This is a genomic window from Aeromonas sp. FDAARGOS 1409 (assembly GCF_019048705.1).
Classification (GTDB): domain Bacteria; phylum Pseudomonadota; class Gammaproteobacteria; order Enterobacterales; family Aeromonadaceae; genus Aeromonas; species Aeromonas sanarellii.
Genome location: NZ_CP077395.1, coordinates 413,030 through 428,917, shown reverse-complemented (window position 1 = coordinate 428,917; position 15,888 = coordinate 413,030). Strand labels below are relative to the sequence as shown.

Below are 15,888 nucleotides of genomic sequence, written 5' to 3'. Positions count from 1 at the left end.
GTGGCGTCGAGGGCGGTGGGAGAAAGCCGCGAGCCCGTCTTGAGTGTGCGGCGGCTAGCCCCCAGAATAGATAACAAAATCAAGCGCAAGGATGGATCTCGTGGCTGAAAGTAAACCCCGTGTCCTGCTGGTGGAAGATACCCGCAGTCTGGCCGTCGTCTATGAGCAGTACCTGGCCCAGGATGGCTATGAGGTACAGCTGGCCGATTGCGGCCAGCAGGCGCTGGCGCAGCTGCTGGCGAGCCCTCCTCCCGTGGTGCTGCTGGATCTGGAGCTGCCCGACATGTCCGGCATGGACATTCTGCAGCAGATCACCGAGCGGCAACTGCCCTGCTCCGTGGTGGTGATCACCGCCCACGGCTCGGTGGACGTGGCGGTGGAGGCGATGCGATTCGGCGCCTTCGACTTCCTGACCAAGCCGTTCGACGGCAAGCGGCTGTGTGCCACGGCCCGCAATGCCCTCAAGCACCAGCAGCTCAGCTCCCTGGTGGCCCAGTATAGGGAAAACTTCGAGCGCAGCTCCTTTGCCGGCTTCATCGGCGCCTCCATGGCGATGCAGGCGGTCTACCGCATCATAGAGAGCGCGGCGCCAAGCAAGGCGACCGTCTTCATCACCGGCGAGAGCGGCACCGGCAAGGAGGTGTGTGCCGAGGCCATCCACCAGTGCAGCCCGCGTCGTGAGCAGCCCTTCATCGCGCTGAACTGCGCCGCCATTCCCCACGATCTGATGGAGAGCGAGATCTTCGGCCACGTGAAGGGTTCCTTTACCGGTGCCCAGGGGGATCGCAAGGGGGCGGCCAGTCTGGCGGACGGTGGCACCCTCTTCCTCGACGAGATCTGCGAGATGGATCTCGACCTGCAGAGCAAGCTGCTGCGCTTCATCCAGACCGGCACCCTGCAGCGGGTCGGCAGCGGCAAGCTGGAGACGGTGGACGTGCGCTTCGTCTGCGCTACCAACCGGGATCCCCTAGTGGAGGTGAAGGCGGGGCGTTTTCGCGAGGACCTCTATTATCGCCTGCACGTGATCCCGCTACCCCTGCCACCCCTGCGCGAGCGCGGTGAAGACATCCTGCTGCTGGCCCGCGACCTCCTGCTGCGATATGCCAGGGAGGAGAACAAGCGCTTCAAGGATTTCGATGCTGACGCCGTGCGGGTGCTGCTCGATTACCCCTGGCCAGGCAACGTGCGCGAGCTGCAGAACGTGGTGCGCAACATAGTGGTGCTCAACGACCGCGAGCTGGTGAGCCCGGAGATACTGCCGCCCCCGCTCAATGGCGGACGCGTGCTCGCGGTGCCGGCCCCCGCGCCCGAGACGTCGGACGTCCCGGTCGTGCCCGTGCAGGCCCGCCTTCCCGTTCGCCCGCTCTGGCTGGTGGAGAAGGAGGCCATCGAGCAGGCCATCGCCAGTTGTGATGGCAACATCCCCAAGGCGGCGGCCCTGCTGGAGATCAGTCCCTCCACCATCTATCGCAAGAAGCAGAGCTGGGAAGAGGCGAGCCTGGCCTGAGCCGTCATATCTGCCCCCGGGCAGACATGCTGATGTGCGGGGCGGCCAATTGGCCGTCCCGCTGTTGTCTTGCTAGAGCTTGGCGAGGCGCTTGAGCCTGGCCAGCCGCTCTGCCTCGTTGGCGGTGAACCACTCATCCTGTGACAGCAGAAACCAGGCGCGGGCAAAGTATTCGGCCGCTGCCGTATCCTCCAGCATCAGGGCATTCTCCCCCAGCTCTTCAAACAGATAACCGTCCTCGGGAGCTCCGGCGGCGGCCATGTCGGCCTGCAACTGAGCCAGTGCCGCCATGGCCTGCTCGTGCAACCCCTGGGCCCGGCTCAGGCGCGCCAGGCTCCAGCGGGCGATAAAGGCCTTGCCCTGATTGTTGTGCCGCTCGTGCCAGGCCAGGCATTTTTGCTGACAGGCTATGGCCTCGTCGAGGCGCCCCAGCTCGAACAGGGTCCAGCCCTGATTGTTGTAGAGGGTGGCGAGCCAGCCGCGCGCCTTTGTATCGGTACTGCGCTCGGCCAGTTCCATCGCCAGCTGGTGCCAGCGGCTCTGCTCCTCCAGGGGGGCGGCGATGGCGATCATGTGGGCGGCGTCGATGGCAAGATACAACTCCTTGTGCTTGAGCCCCTGCTGCCAGGCCTGTTCAAACAGGGCTCTGGCGCTGGTCTTGTCGCCGGCGGAGTTGAAGGTGCGACCGCGCTCCAGCAGGACACGCAGGCGGGCCCTCGGGGTGGTCTCGGTGAGGCGGGGTTCTATCTCGTCGAGCAGTTGGTGCGCCTGTGCAAACTGGCGTTGCAGGGAGTGGGTGCGGGCTATCTGGGTGAGCAGTTCCAGTTCGCACTGCAGGCCGGCGGCGCGCGCCTCGGGCAGCAGGGCATGAAAACGCAGGGCGCTGGCGGCGGGATCCTGGTAATCCCACTGCGCCATGAAATCGGGCGGACTGTCCATCTGGCCTCCTTGCCGGTTATCCACTCACCAAGATGCCTGCCGACCATTGTTTGTACAAGGGGCGCCCGTCACAGAGCGCCCCTTGAGTCATGTCCATATGGCTGAGTCAGTAGACCATGGCCAGGCTCATCAGCATCAGGCCGAGGGCGGCGAAGGCCCCCTCCTTGATGGCCAGGCGCGGTACCAGCGCCTTGGGCAGGGCCGGGAACAGGCTGAGAGCGAAGCCCAGCCCCGGCATCAGCCAGTGGAAGGCCGGGTTGCGCGAGGCGGGATCGGCCGCCCCGTTGATGATGATGAGCAGGATGAAGAGGGTGAACGCGGGCAGGATAAACCAGCGGGCGTGCCCGGCGGCGACCGCCCGCAGCGGGGAGATGCGATAGAGCACCAGGGTCACGAGGAAGAGGGCAAGGGGAGCCAGCAGGTAGAGCGGGGCCGGATTCATGATGAGGGGTCTCCAGACAAGGGGGGAAGAGTGTAAGCAGTCCGGGCGAGGGATGACCAGTTCCCCACTCCCGGGCTGTGAGGCCGATCCCAGGGCAAAGGTTTGCCCAAGACGGGATCAGCGCAGCCAGAACCAGAGGCAGGCAAACGCCAGCCAGCTCAGTCCCAGCAAGACCCAGGGCAGCGGGTGCTGGCGGGGGATCTCTATCACCTCGACCTCGCTCTCTTCCTCCTGTGCCTCTTGGGGGGCCTGCTTCGCCCTGGCTTGCAGCTTCTTCTGGCGGCTGGCCTCCCGGGCCTTGGCCTTCATCTGTTTCTTGTATTCGTCTATGCCCTTCTGGATCCCCTGGGCGATCAGCTGGGTCTGCTCCTTGGTCTGCCCCGGCTTCTGGTTGGCGCGGGCGATCTTCATCGCCTCCTGCTGGGTCTCGGGGGAAATTTTGTCGTACTTGGCCATTCCAGGCACTCCTTGGCATTGATTGGCGGGCAGTATGCCATAACTGTTTCCGGCGGGCTGCCATGTCGCGGCGAAATGCGCGGCTGGCACAGCGGTGGCTGAGACAAATAGGGGAAACAGGTTGCGCGAATGATCACATTTGGCGGAATTTGTGAGTCGCCGATGAAAAACCGTCACATGTTGTTTGTTATATTACCGCCCGACCCAAGAAGGGGTCATCCAATAACAAAATAACAAGGTGATATGGAAATGAATTATAAATTGGTCAAAGGAAGTATCGCACTGGCAGTGCTCGCCGCCTTGAGCGGCTGCAATACCTCACAAAATGAAAGTGTCGCCCCCTGTACCGAAAATGTCTGCAAACTGACCGTCCTCCACACCAACGATACCCACGGCCGTTTCTGGCACAACGCCGAGGGTGAATATGGCATGGCGGCGCAGAAGACCCTGGTCGAGCGCCTGCGCGCGGAGGCCAAGGCAGCGGGCAGCGAAGTGCTGGTGCTCTCCGGCGGTGACGTGAACACCGGGGTGCCCGAGTCCGACTTGCAAGACGCCGAGCCCGATTTCATCGGCATGAACAGCATTCGCTACGATGCCATGGCGGTGGGCAACCACGAGTTCGACAACCCCTTGAGCGTCCTCGAGAAACAGCGTGACTGGGCCCAGTTCCCCATGCTGTCCGCCAACATCTATGACAAGGCCAGCGGTCAGCGCTACTTCGATCCCTACAAGGTGTTCAAGCTGGATAACGGCCTCAAGGTGGCCGTGCTGGGCCTGACCACGGAAGACACCGCCCAGCTGGTGGATCCCAACAACGTCAAGACCCTGGAGTTCCGCGATCCGACCACAGAGGCGGGCAAGCTGGGCAAGGAGATCCGCGACCGCAAGGAGGCGAACCTGGTCTTCGCCATCACCCACATGGGCCACTATGCGGATGGCCAGCACGGCAGCAACGCGCCCGGGGATGTGGAGATGGCCCGCGCACTGCCGGCCGGCACTCTGGATGCCATCATCGGCGGCCACTCCCAGAACCCGGTCTGCATGGAGCCGGGCACGCCGGACCAGTATGCGGACTTCAAGCCGGGCGACGACTGTCAGCCGGATCAGCAGAACGGTACCTGGATCATGCAGGCCCACGAGTGGGGGAAATATGTGGGGCGTGCCCAGTTTGATTATCAGAATGGCAAGCTGACATTGACAGGCTACGAGCTTATTCCGGTCAATCTGGTGAAGCGTAATTCCAAGAATGAAGCCATTGATGCGCAAGGTAATGTGACCAAAGACATTACCAAGATGCAGCTGTTCCAAGAAGCCATCACCAAAGACGCTGAACTCTACAATACACTGTTGCCCTATCAGGAGAAGGGCCAGCAGGAGCTTGGCGTAGAGATTGCCAGTACTGATGGCCGCCTCAATGGCGATAAGGCAGTCGTGCGCAGCCAGCAAACTAACTTGGGTCGACTCATCACTACAGCGACGGCTGAAAAGTTGGGGGCAGATTTCGGCATCGTCAACTCAGGTGGTGTTAGGGCATCAATCGATACCGGTACTATCACATATGGTTCGGTACTGACCGTTCATCCGTTTGGCAATACTGTCAACAAGGCGACTATGACTGGTGCTGAATTGGAAGTCTATTTGGCTAAACTTGCGACCAGGGCAGCTACCGGCAGTGATGGTGGTTATCCCCAGTTTGGCGGTATTAATATGCAAGTAGATTGCCAAGCCAAGAGCGTCGCAATTACCTCTATCGGTGGCAAAACATTTAACCCCAATACTGCCTACAGTTTCTCTATTCCTAGCTTCAGTGCTGCAGGTGGCGATGGTTATCCTGTGATCAACACCATTAATGCTGGGTTAGTCGATGCTGGAGTGCTGAAAGAATATTTGGAGCTGAAGGGGAATATTCATGCTGCTGACTATGAACCCGCGGGGGAGGTGAGTTTTATCAACAGTGCAGTGACTACGGGTTGTAAATAAATTACAGCCTTCTTTAATTCTTAATCGGGGTCATGCAATCAGTTATCTATACTATTCTCTGTTGTAGTTGAAAGATTGATTCGACCATGAAGAATGCACAGTAAAAATAAAAGAGGCGGCCAATGGGCCGCCTCTTTTATCTAGTAAGAAAACTGACAGGCGTGATGCCTTACAGCTGCTCGATGCCGACGATGTGCCAGGGGGCATTGTCCTTGGCCAGGTTGCGCTCGAGGTGCCACACCTCCTTGATGTCCTCCTCGACCTGCTCCTGGCGGTCCATGTAGCGGCCGCTGAAGCGCACGCTGACCTGAGCCCAGTCGCTGCCGTAGTCGGCGCGCACCAGCTGGGTGTCCACGTACATCACCTCGGTGTGCTGATCGCCCACCAGTTCGGCACGCTCGGCCTTGAGGTGTTCGAACAGTTCCGGGCTCACGTACTCCCGTACCTTCTCCAGATCGTTCTTGTTCCAGGCTTCTTGCAGGGTGCGATAGTGATCGCGGGCACCGGCCAGGAAGCCGTTCATGTCAAAGCCCGGCGGCAGGCGGAAGGGCACGTCGCTGTCGGCAAAGCCGGTGGCCTGCGGGGCGCCGTGGCTCTGCTCGAACTGCTGCGGCGCTGCGCTCTGGGGCGGCTGGTAGCCGGCGTAGGCCGTCTGTGGCTGGGCCGTCGCCGCCTTGTTCTTGCGCAGGGCGCGGAAAAGGAAGACGCCGCCCAGGGCCAGCAGGGCGATCAGCAGGAAGTCCATGCCCTGCATGCCTTCAAAGGCACCGCTGCCCAGCAGGTAGGCGAACAGGCCGCCGGCCAGCAGACCGCCAAGCAGGCCGCCCATCATGCCGCCCTTCTTGGGGGCCTGGGCGCCCACGGTCGGGTTCTGGGTGTCCACCGGCTTGGCCGCAGGCTGGGCCGGGGCCGTCTTGTAGCTCTTGCCGAAGGATTTGCCGCCGCCAAACTTCTTGGCCTCGGCGATGGGGGCCCCGAGGCCGATGGCCAGGATCAGGGCAAACAGGGTCAGCATCTTTTTCATCTTTGACTCTTTCACTCTCATGTAGGTGGGGGCATGCTCTGCTTGTGCAAGCTCAGCGAGGCGCATGGCAGGCTGCCTGTCCCTTTTTGTGTTGCAGCTTGCGGTTATGATTAACATGGATGGCATGAATTATTCATGAACAGATTGACCCGTCCGCCATAGGAGGCGCCCATGAGAAACAGACGGCCGAGCCGCTCGGTGCGCAGGTTGCGCAACAAGCAAAGAGCCAAGGTGAAAGACCAGACCCTGGTCTGGCCCTTTCTCGTACTGTGAACTACAACAGGAGCCCGGGAGTCCGTGAATCCGATTGCACCTGCGTCCTGGCTTGTCACCGGATGAGGTGAATACGCGCATTAGCGCTCGCGATGGCGGGGTTTCTTTTGTAAAATTCCCGTCCCCTTCCCGCTGCGGTTTTTATGTGTATGGCAGAGCAAGTGACGGCGAAAAAAGACGCCAAGACACAACAGCTGAAAGTCCCCCCCCACTCCTTCGAGGCCGAACAGTCCGTACTGGGCGGCCTGATGCTGGACAACGAGGCCTGGGATAGGGTCGCCGAGCGGGTGATCGACAAGGATTTCTACAGCCGCCCGCACCGCCTCATCTTCCAGGCCATGACCCGCCTCTCCAACGCGGGCAACCCCATCGACCTCATCACCCTGCAGGAGGAGCTGGAGCGCTCCGAGCAACTGGAAGAGGCCGGTGGCTTCGCCTATCTGGTGGAGATCGCCAAGAACACCCCGAGTGCCGCCAACATCAGCGCCTACGCCGAAATCGTGCGCGAGCGTGCCGTGGTACGGGAGATGATCTCGGTCGCCAACGAGATAGTCGAAGCGGGCTATGAGCCCCAGGGACGCACCTCCAACGATCTGCTGGATCTCGCCGAGAGCAAGGTGTTCCAGATCGCCGAGCAGCGCACCAGCGCCAACGAGGGCCCCCAGCCCCTGAAGCTCATTCTGGAGCAGACCGTCGACAAGATTGAGGAGCTGTTCAAGACCCCTCACAACGGGGTGACCGGCGTCTCCTCGGGCTACAACGATCTGGACAAGATGACCGCCGGCCTGCAGCGCTCGGATCTGGTCATCGTGGCGGCTCGTCCCTCCATGGGCAAGACCACCTTTGCCATGAACCTGTGCGAGCACGCGGCCCTCACCGCCGACAAGCCGGTGCTCATCTTCTCCCTGGAGATGCCCTCGGAGCAGATCATCATGCGTATGCTCGCCTCGGTGGGGCGCATCGACCAGACCAAGGTGCGGACCGGTCAGCTCGACGACGAGGACTGGGCGCGGCTCTCCTCCACCATGGGGCTGCTGCTGGAGAAGGGCAAGATGTACATCGACGACTCCTCCGGCCTGACCCCGACCGAAGTGCGCTCGCGCGCCCGCCGGGTGGCGCGGGACAACGGCGGCATCAGCATGATCATGGTGGACTACCTGCAGCTGATGCGGGTGCCCAGCCTCTCCGACAACCGTACTTTGGAGATCGGTGAAATCTCCCGCTCCCTCAAGGCGCTGGCGAAAGAGCTGCAGTGCCCGGTAGTGGCGCTCTCCCAGCTCAACCGAAGCCTGGAACAGCGGGCCGACAAGCGCCCGGTCAACTCGGACCTTCGTGAATCCGGCTCCATCGAGCAGGATGCGGACTTGATCATGTTCATCTACCGCGACGAGGTCTATCACGACGACAGCCCCGACAAGGGGATCGCCGAGATCATCATCGGCAAGCAGCGTAACGGCCCCATCGGTCGTGTGCGGCTCACCTTCCAGGGGCAGTTCTCGCGCTTTGACAACTACGCGGGTCCGGCGTTTGACGATGACTACTAAGCCTGGAGCCTGCTCCCGGCTTCCTGACACAGTTTTCCCGGTTCGACAATTCTGCCGGTCCGGCCTTAGACGATGAGATTTGAGGGCTGACACCCCCCGGTGCCTGAATATCATGCCCTCGTAAGGGAAAACAGATGAAAGCGGCTATCGCCCAGATCAATACAGCGGCCCTGCGCCACAACCTCGCCGTGGTGAAACGCCACGCCCCCCAATGCAAGATCATCGCCGTGGTCAAGGCCAACGCCTATGGCCATGGGCTGCTGCCGGTGGCCCGCACCCTGGTCGATGCGGACGCCTACGCGGTGGCCCGCATCGAGGAGGCGCTGATGCTGCGCTCCTGCGCCGTGGTCAAGCCCATCGTGCTGCTGGAGGGCTTCTTCAGCGCCGCCGACCTGCCGGTGCTGGCGGCCAACAACCTGCAGACCGCGGTGCACACCTGGGAGCAACTCGAGGCGCTGGAGCAGGCGGATCTGCCTGCCCCCGTGGTGGCCTGGCTCAAGCTCGACACCGGCATGCACCGTCTCGGCGTGCGGGCCGACGAGATGCCCGCCTTTATCGAGCGGCTCGCCAGGTGCAAGAACGTGGTGCAGCCGTTCAACATCATGACCCACTTCAGCCGCTCCGATGAGCTGGAGCAACCTACCACCCGCGAGCAGATCGACTTGTTCTGCCAGCTGACCGCGCCGCTCGCGGGCGAGCGGGCCATGGCCAACTCGGCGGGCATCCTGGCCTGGCCGGACTCCCACTGCGACTGGATCCGCCCCGGCGTCATCCTCTACGGCGTCTCCCCCTTCCCCAATACGGTGGCGGCGGATTACGACCTCAAGCCGGTGATGACCCTCAAGACCCAGCTGATTGCCGTGCGGGATCACAAGGCGGGCGAACCGGTGGGCTATGGCGCCAACTGGGTGTCGGATCGCGATACCCGGCTCGGGGTGATCGCCATCGGCTACGGCGATGGCTATCCGCGCATGGCCCCCAACGGCACGCCGGTGCTGATCAACGGCCGCATCGTGCCTCTGGTGGGACGGGTCTCCATGGACATGACCACGGTGGATCTCGGTCCCGGCGCCACCGACAAGGCCGGCGACGAGGCGGTGCTCTGGGGTGAAGGGCTGCCGGTGGAGCAGGTGGCCGACCGGATCGGGACCATTCCCTATGAGCTCATCACCAAGCTCACCTCCCGGGTGTTTATGGAGTACGTGTAGAGGAGTCGCTCCACATCCCCGACTCCTCTCCCTCAAGGGGAGAAGGGGAAACAAAGAGGCCGCCCCAACAGGGCGGCCTCTTTGTTTCTGCGCGCAAGGGACTGGAAAGAACAAGCCCCGCATGGGCGGGGCTTGAGTCAGTGTCGTGGGCGCTTAGCCTATGGTCATCAGGCTGGCGTTGCCACCCGCGGCGGCGGTGTTGACCGAGAGGGCGTGCTCGATGAGCAGCCGCTCCAGCGGGATGTCGGTCTCGCCGCGATGCAGGCCGTGCACGCCTATGATGGCGCAGTTACGCGCCGTCTGGCGGGCGGCGGCGAGCTTGCTCACCTCGCTCAGCTGATCCGAGTCACCGTGGTGCAGCAGGGCATCGAAGTCAGCCTCGCCCGTGGCCCAGTCTGCCACCAGCGCGATGCGATCCCTTACCTCGGTCGGCAGGGAAGAGAGCAGGGTGCGGTTCTGGGCGTGGTCCTGCCACAGCACCCGGCTGCCCACCGCCAGACAGGCGGCCAGCTGGGCCAGCAGATCCGCTTTCTCTTCGGCGAGGCAGAGCACTGTCTCCCGGGGCAGCAGGCTGTAGCTGTTGCGCTCGCCGGTGGGGCCGGCCAGCAGCTGGGTACGGCCGCTCTGGGAGAGCGTGGCATAGCGATCGCACAGGGCGGCGAGGGCCGGATCCTGCTTGCTCGCCCAGTTGCACAGGGCCAGCAGGGGGGCCTTCGCCTCGGCCTGCAGGACGCCGGACTCCTGGTTTAGCTGGTTGGCCACCGCCTCCTGGGGACGGGCGCCGAGCAGGCGGTACATGTAGAGCGGGCCACCGGCCTTGGGGCCGGTGCCGGAGAGCCCTTCGCCGCCGAACGGCTGCACCCCGACCACGGCGCCCACGATGTTGCGGTTCACATAGAGGTTGCCCACCTTGGCGGTGTTGACCACCTGGGCGATGGTCTCGTCGATCCGGGTATGGACTCCCAGCGTCAGGCCGTAGCCGCTGCCGTTGATCTGGGCGAGCAGCTCGCCGAGTCGGGCGCGCGGGTAGCGCACCAGGTGCAGCACGGGGCCGAACACCTCGCGGCCCAGTTCGTCCAGGCTGTCGAGCTCGATCAGGGTCGGCAGCACGAAGGTGCCGCGGCTGCAGGCCTCCCCCTGGACGCGGGCGATCTGGTGCACCTTGCGCCCCTTGTCGCCCATGACCTTGATGTGCCGCTCGATGTTGGCCTTGGCCTCGGCGTCGATGACCGGGCCGATATCGGTGGAGAGATGCTCGGGGCTGCCGACCCTGTACTCGGCCATGGCGCCCTTGAGCATGGTGGTGACCCGCTCCGCCACGTCGTCCTGCACGCACAGCACCCGCAGGGCGGAGCAGCGCTGGCCGGCGCTGTCGAACGCCGAGGAGATGACGTCCATCACCACCTGCTCGGTGAGGGCGGAGGAGTCGACGATCATGGCGTTCTGGCCGCCGGTCTCGGCGATCAGCGGGATGGTGCGCCCCTGGGCGTCGAGGCGACCGGCCAGGTTGCGGGAGATGATGCCCGCCACCTCGGTGGAGCCGGTGAACATGACCCCGCGGATACGTTCGTCCGCGATCAGCGCCGCCCCCACGGTCTCGCCGCGTCCCGGCAGCAGTTGCACCGCACCGGCGGGCACCCCCGCCTCCAGCAGGATGCGCACCGCTTGTGCCGCGATGAGGGGGGTCTGCTCGGCAGGTTTGGCCAGCACCGTATTGCCGGCGGCCAGCGCCGCGCACACCTGGCCGCTGAAGATGGCGAGCGGGAAGTTCCAGGGGCTGATGCAGACCACGGGGCCGAGCGGCCTGTGGCTGTCGTTGGCGAAGTGGTTGCGCGCCTGGGCGGCGTAGTAGCGCAGGAAGTCCACCGCCTCGCGCACCTCGGCGATGGCATTGCTGAAGGTCTTGCCGGATTCACGTACCAGCAGTCCCATCAGGGGTTGCAGTTCTGACTCCATCAGATCGGCGGCGCGCTCCAGCACGGCGGCGCGCTCGGCAGGCGGGGTCGATTGCCAGATCTGGCCGCTGGCCAGGGCGCAGGCGAGGGCCCGATCGACCAGATCGGTGGTGGCTTCGCTCATCTGACCGACGATGTCGCGGTGATCCGCCGGGTTGACCACGGGCTGGAACTGGGTCGGTGCCTCGGTGTCGCAACCCAGCATGGGCACGGCCTGATAGGCGGTGTTGGTGCTGGCGAGCAGGGCGGCGGAGAGCGACCCCAGGCGGTGTTCGTTCGCGAGATCCAGGCCGGCGGAGTTCGGGCGGGCTTCGCCGTAGAGATCCCGGGGCAGGGGGATGCGCGGGTGCGGCAGGCCCAGGGCCCCTTCACGGGCGGCCATCTGCTCAATCTGCTGCACCGGATCCTGCACCAGATCCGGGAGGGAGATGCTGTTGTCCGCGATGCGGTTGACGAAGGAGGTGTTGGCCCCGTTCTCCAGCAGGCGGCGCACCAGGTAGGCGAGCAGGGTCTCGTGGCTGCCGACCGGCGCATAGATGCGGCAGGGGCGGCCCAGCTTGCCGTCGGCCACCTTGCCGACCACCTGTTCGTAGAGCGGCTCACCCATGCCGTGCAGGCACTGGAACTCATACTGGCCGGGGTAGTAGTTCTGACCCGCCAGCTGGTAGATGGCCGACAGGGAGTGGGCGTTGTGGGTGGCGAACTGGGGATAGATGGACTCGGGCACCGCCAGCAGCTTGCGGGCGCAGGCGAGATAGGAGACATCCGTGTAGGGCTTGCGGGTGTAGACGGGGTAGCCTTCCAGGCCATCCTGCTGGGTGCGCTTGATCTCGCTGTCCCAGTAGGCCCCCTTCACCAGCCGGATCATCAGGCGGTGGCGGCTGCGCTTGGCGAGATCGATGACATAGTCGATCACATAGGGGCAGCGCTTCTGGTAGGCCTGGATGACGAAGCCGATGCCGTTCCAATCGGCGAGGCTGGGGTCGAAGCAGAGCTTCTCCAGCAGATCCAGCGAGATCTCCAGCCGATCGGCCTCCTCGGCGTCGATGTTGATGCCGATGTCGTACTGTTTGGCGAGCTGGGTCAGACCGAGCAGGGTGGGGTAGAGCTCCTCCATGACGCGGTCGTACTGGGCGCGGCTGTAGCGCGGGTGCAGGGCGGAGAGCTTGATGGAGATGCCCGGCCCCTCGTAGATGCCGCGGCCGTGGGAGGCCTTGCCGATGGCGTGGATGGCCTGCTCGTAGGAGGCCAGATAGCGCTTGGCATCCTCTTCGGTCAGGGCCGCTTCCCCCAGCATGTCGTAGGAGTAGCGGAAGCCCTTGGTCTCCATGGCGCCTGCATTGGCCAGCGCCTCGGCGATGGTCTCGCCGGTGACGAACTGCTCCCCCATCAGGCGCATGGCCATGTCGACGCCCTTGCGGATCAGCGGCTCACCACCCTTGCCGATCAGCCCCTTGAGGGAGCTGTTGAGCCCCGCCTCGTTGTGGGTGGCCACCAGCTTGCCGGTGATGAGCAGGCCCCAGGAGGCGGCGTTGACAAACAGTGAGGTGCTCTGGCCCAGGTGCTGGCTCCAGTTGCCGCCGCTAATCTTGTCGCGAATGAGGGCGTCGCGGGTCGCCTTGTCGGGAATGCGCAACAGCGCCTCCGCCAGGCACATCAGGGCCACCCCTTCCTGGGAGGAGAGGGAGAACTCCTGCAGCAGACCCTGCACCAGGCCCTGACGGCCGCTGGCACTCTTCTGGTTGCGCAGCTTCTCGGCGATGCTCATGGCGAGCTTCTGGGTGGCGTCGGCCTTCTCCTTGGGCAGGCGGGCCTGCTCCAGCAGCATGGGGACGGCCTCGGTCTCAGGGCGGCGATAGGCCCCCGTGATGGCGGCGCGCAGCACGGACTGGGGCAGAATGCTCTCGGCGAACTCGAGGAAGACCTGGATCCCCTGCTCGGTCAGGGCCTCGACCGGCTCGTCCCCTGCGGCGGCGGCCAGTCCGGAGTGCTCGGGCGGGGTCAGGCCGCGATCCAGCTGCTCCAGATAGGTGAAGATGGCCTGCTTGATCAGCCAGTGGGGGGTGCGATCCAGGGTCTGCGCCGCCTGCTTGAGGCGGTCGCGGGTCGCTTCATCGAGTTTGACGCCGAGGGTGGTAGTGGCCATGGGACTTCCTGTGTCTAGAAGGTAACAATATTACCGGATGGTTAAATTTTGCTGATGATGGTGCAACCAGGTGCAACCTTCAAGCAGGAAATTTTAATGTACTGGCTACATTGTTGAATTTATCCATCACGCTCATCTCCGTAAGACTCCCTTTAACATCGCTACTCGCCATTTTTTCACTGTATTATTAATGGCTTGGAGATATATCTTATAAGCGGGGAGGGAGGTGCAACCCGCCTTGGGACGGGTTGCTCTTTTTGCGGGTGAGACCGACTCTGTGCCGATGAGGGGGCCGACGCCCTCTGCCCCATATAGAGGGGGGCAGGCGGATCTGGGCTTGGCAATGAGCGGGCTCTTCTATGCTGATAGCTGGCCAAAGGGGCCAGCTATCGGTGACAAGGAGAAACCCATGGCGCGTGTCAGTACCTATCTCAATTTTGCCCGGGAGACGGAGGCGGCCTTCCTCTTCTATCGCGAGGTGTTCGGCGGCGACTTCGCCGGTCCCATCCACCGCTTCAAGGATGCCCCCGGCTGCCCGGACCAGCCCCCTCTGTCTGAGGAAGACGGGGAGCTGGTGATGCACGTGGCGCTGCCCATCCTCGGCGGTCACGTGCTGATGGGCACCGATGCCCCGGCCAGCATGGGCTTCACTCTGGTGCAGGGCAACAACAGCTACCTCAACCTGGAGCCGGACAGCCGGGCCGAGACCGATCGCCTGTTTGCGGCCCTGGCCGAAGGGGGCAAGGTGGAGATGCCGCTGGCGGAGATGTTCTGGGGGGCCTATTTCGGATCTTTGGTGGACAAGTTCGGCACCCACTGGATGTTCAACTGCGAGAGCAAGAGCTGAGTCTCTGCCGGTGAATGGGAAGGGGCGCCGCGGCGCCCCTTCTGCTTATTCGCGCTCCCGCTATCCGTGCTCTCGAATAAGCGCCTTATTTGCCCTTCCCCACCATGTCGGCGGGCACCACCCAGGCGTCGAACTGCTGGGCCGTGAGGTGGCCGGAGGCGATGGCCGCCTCCCGCAGACTCACGCCTTCGTGGTGCGCCCGCTTGGCGATCTCCGCCGCCTTGTCGTAGCCGATGTGGGGGTTGAGGGCCGTCACCAGCATCAGGGAGCGGGTCAGCAGCTCGTCGATGCGCGCCCGGTTCGCCGTGATGCCGAGGGCGCAGTGCTCGTGGAAGCTCTGCATGCCGTCCGCCAGCAGCCGCACGCTCTGCAGGAAGTTGTAAGCGATCATCGGCCTGAACACGTTGAGCTCGAAGTTGCCGCTGGCGCCGCCGAGGTTGATGGCCACATCGTTGCCCATCACCTGGGCGCACAGCATGGTGAGCGCCTCACACTGGGTCGGATTGACCTTGCCGGGCATGATGGAGGAGCCGGGCTCGTTTTCCGGAATGATGAGTTCCCCCAGCCCGCTGCGGGGGCCGCTTGCGAGCCAGCGCACGTCGTTGGCGATCTTCATGAGGGAGGCCGCCAGCGTCTTGAGGGCGCCGTGGGCATGGACCTGGGCATCGCTCGCCGCCAGGGCCTCGAACTTGTTGGGAGCGCTCACCAGCGGCAGACCGGTCTGCTCGGCCAGGGTCCTGGCCACCGCGTCGGCGAAACCTGGGGGGCAGTTGAGGCCGGTACCCACCGCCGTGCCCCCCAGCGCCAGCTCGCACAGATGGGGCAGGGCGGCCCGGATGTGGCGCTCCCCCTGACTGAGCTGGGCGACCCAGCCGGAGATCTCCTGCCCCAGGGTGAGGGGCGTGGCGTCCTGCAGGTGGGTGCGGCCTATCTTGACGATCTCGTCGAAGGCGGCGGCCTTGCTCGCCAGGGTCTCTTTCAGGGGGACGAGCGCCGGCAGCAGTCGGCCCGTGATGGCGGTGACGGCGGCCAGGTTCATGGCGCTCGGGAAGACGTCGTTGCTGGACTGGCTCTTGTTCACCTCGTCGTTGGGGTGTACCAGCCGCCCCTCGCCACGGGGGCCGCCGAGCAGCTCGCTGGCCCGGTTCGCCAGCACCTCGTTGAGGTTCATGTTGGTCTGGGTGCCGGAACCGGTCTGCCACACCATCAGGGGAAACTCGGCGTCGTGCTGGCCGCACAGAACCTCGTCGGCGGCCGCCATGATGGCCTGGGCCTTGCGCGCGGGCAGCAGTCCCAGGGCGTGGTTGACCCGGGCGCAGGCGGACTTGATGCGGGCCAGGGCATGGATGATCTCCCTGGGCTGGCGCTCCCCCGAGATGTTGAAGTGGTGCAGGGAGCGCTGGGTCTGGGCGCCCCAGAGCCGATCGACCGGGACGGCTATCTCCCCCAGGCTGTCTCTTTCCATCCTGATGTTCATCTGCGCTCTCCTGCCGATTGGGTTTCCCTAGCATGACCATAAAGCGTGGCCGAGGCCAGTATCCGTCCGACAAAGGGCATCAACCCGATC

Annotated in this window: 11 protein-coding genes; 5 read left to right on the top strand and 6 right to left on the bottom strand. The window is 64.0% G+C overall.

What is annotated here, in order from left to right:
• Positions 1 to 100 precede the first annotated feature (100 nt).
• Positions 101 to 1,507: a sigma-54 dependent transcriptional regulator gene (locus I6L39_RS01985; RefSeq protein WP_216990885.1), complete on the top strand. Its 1,407-nt coding sequence runs from the start codon at positions 101 to 103 to the stop codon at positions 1,505 to 1,507.
• 72 nt (positions 1,508 to 1,579) lie between these two features.
• Here the strand turns inward: I6L39_RS01985 and I6L39_RS01980 are convergent, their stop codons facing one another.
• From I6L39_RS01980 to I6L39_RS01970, 3 genes are all read right to left on the bottom strand, one after another.
• Positions 1,580 to 2,446 carry a tetratricopeptide repeat protein gene (locus tag I6L39_RS01980; RefSeq protein WP_216990884.1) on the bottom strand — a complete coding sequence of 289 codons (867 nt, stop codon included), beginning with the start codon at positions 2,444 to 2,446 and terminating at the stop codon, positions 1,580 to 1,582.
• A 106-nt stretch (positions 2,447 to 2,552) separates the two neighbouring features.
• Complete coding sequence (locus I6L39_RS01975) at positions 2,553 to 2,888, bottom strand: hypothetical protein (protein ID WP_042074946.1); 336 nt, start codon at positions 2,886 to 2,888, stop codon at positions 2,553 to 2,555.
• Between the two features lie 117 nt (positions 2,889 to 3,005).
• On the bottom strand, positions 3,006 to 3,344 hold the full coding sequence (locus I6L39_RS01970; protein WP_216990883.1) for a DUF2956 domain-containing protein: 339 nt from the start codon (positions 3,342 to 3,344) through the stop codon (positions 3,006 to 3,008).
• Between the two features lie 249 nt (positions 3,345 to 3,593).
• Here I6L39_RS01970 and ushA point away from each other — a divergent pair, with 249 nt between their 5' ends.
• Positions 3,594 to 5,324, top strand: coding sequence for a bifunctional UDP-sugar hydrolase/5'-nucleotidase UshA (ushA, locus tag I6L39_RS01965; protein ID WP_216990882.1), 1,731 nt, complete (start codon positions 3,594 to 3,596; stop codon positions 5,322 to 5,324).
• Between the two features lie 169 nt (positions 5,325 to 5,493).
• Here ushA and I6L39_RS01960 read toward each other — a convergent pair whose 3' ends face one another.
• Positions 5,494 to 6,348 (bottom strand): Tim44 domain-containing protein, encoded by an 855-nt coding sequence (locus tag I6L39_RS01960; protein WP_202211622.1) that lies wholly within the window; start codon positions 6,346 to 6,348, stop codon positions 5,494 to 5,496.
• 422 nt (positions 6,349 to 6,770) lie between these two features.
• On the opposite strand from I6L39_RS01960, the gene dnaB reads away from it, so the two are divergent.
• Together dnaB and alr are read left to right on the top strand one after the other, a co-directional pair.
• The gene (gene dnaB / locus I6L39_RS01955; RefSeq protein ID WP_010673258.1) at positions 6,771 to 8,165 is read left to right on the top strand and encodes a replicative DNA helicase; all 1,395 of its coding nucleotides are present in this window, start codon (positions 6,771 to 6,773) and stop codon (positions 8,163 to 8,165) included.
• A gap of 134 nt (positions 8,166 to 8,299) precedes the next feature.
• Entirely contained in the window at positions 8,300 to 9,373 is a 1,074-nt protein-coding gene (gene alr, locus I6L39_RS01950) for an alanine racemase (protein WP_201890673.1), read from the top strand.
• A 153-nt stretch (positions 9,374 to 9,526) separates the two neighbouring features.
• Here the strand turns inward: alr and putA are convergent, their stop codons facing one another.
• Positions 9,527 to 13,474, bottom strand: coding sequence for a trifunctional transcriptional regulator/proline dehydrogenase/L-glutamate gamma-semialdehyde dehydrogenase (putA, locus tag I6L39_RS01945; protein ID WP_216990881.1), 3,948 nt, complete (start codon positions 13,472 to 13,474; stop codon positions 9,527 to 9,529).
• A gap of 409 nt (positions 13,475 to 13,883) precedes the next feature.
• Between putA and I6L39_RS01940 the strand changes: the two genes are divergently transcribed.
• Positions 13,884 to 14,321: a VOC family protein gene (locus I6L39_RS01940; RefSeq protein WP_113724972.1), complete on the top strand. Its 438-nt coding sequence runs from the start codon at positions 13,884 to 13,886 to the stop codon at positions 14,319 to 14,321.
• Positions 14,322 to 14,406: 85 nt separating this feature from the next.
• On the opposite strand, the gene fumC is transcribed toward I6L39_RS01940, so the two are convergent.
• Complete coding sequence (gene fumC, locus I6L39_RS01935; protein WP_216990880.1) at positions 14,407 to 15,798, bottom strand: class II fumarate hydratase; 1,392 nt, start codon at positions 15,796 to 15,798, stop codon at positions 14,407 to 14,409.
• Between the last annotated feature and the right edge of the window lie 90 nt (positions 15,799 to 15,888).

Excerpts from the sequence above, each read along its gene's own strand:
- I6L39_RS01980 (WP_216990884.1), bottom strand. The coding sequence starts at position 2,446 with ATGGACAGTCCGCCCGATTTCATGGCGCAGTGGGATTACCAGGATCCC.
- I6L39_RS01975 (WP_042074946.1), bottom strand. The coding sequence starts at position 2,888 with ATGAATCCGGCCCCGCTCTACCTGCTGGCTCCCCTTGCCCTCTTCCTC.
- I6L39_RS01970 (WP_216990883.1), bottom strand. The coding sequence starts at position 3,344 with ATGGCCAAGTACGACAAAATTTCCCCCGAGACCCAGCAGGAGGCGATG.
- ushA (WP_216990882.1), top strand. The coding sequence starts at position 3,594 with ATGAATTATAAATTGGTCAAAGGAAGTATCGCACTGGCAGTGCTCGCC.
- I6L39_RS01960 (WP_202211622.1), bottom strand. The coding sequence starts at position 6,348 with ATGAAAAAGATGCTGACCCTGTTTGCCCTGATCCTGGCCATCGGCCTC.
- dnaB (WP_010673258.1), top strand. The coding sequence starts at position 6,771 with ATGGCAGAGCAAGTGACGGCGAAAAAAGACGCCAAGACACAACAGCTG.
- alr (WP_201890673.1), top strand. The coding sequence starts at position 8,300 with ATGAAAGCGGCTATCGCCCAGATCAATACAGCGGCCCTGCGCCACAAC.
- putA (WP_216990881.1), bottom strand. The coding sequence starts at position 13,474 with ATGGCCACTACCACCCTCGGCGTCAAACTCGATGAAGCGACCCGCGAC.
- I6L39_RS01940 (WP_113724972.1), top strand. The coding sequence starts at position 13,884 with ATGGCGCGTGTCAGTACCTATCTCAATTTTGCCCGGGAGACGGAGGCG.
- fumC (WP_216990880.1), bottom strand. The coding sequence starts at position 15,798 with ATGAACATCAGGATGGAAAGAGACAGCCTGGGGGAGATAGCCGTCCCG.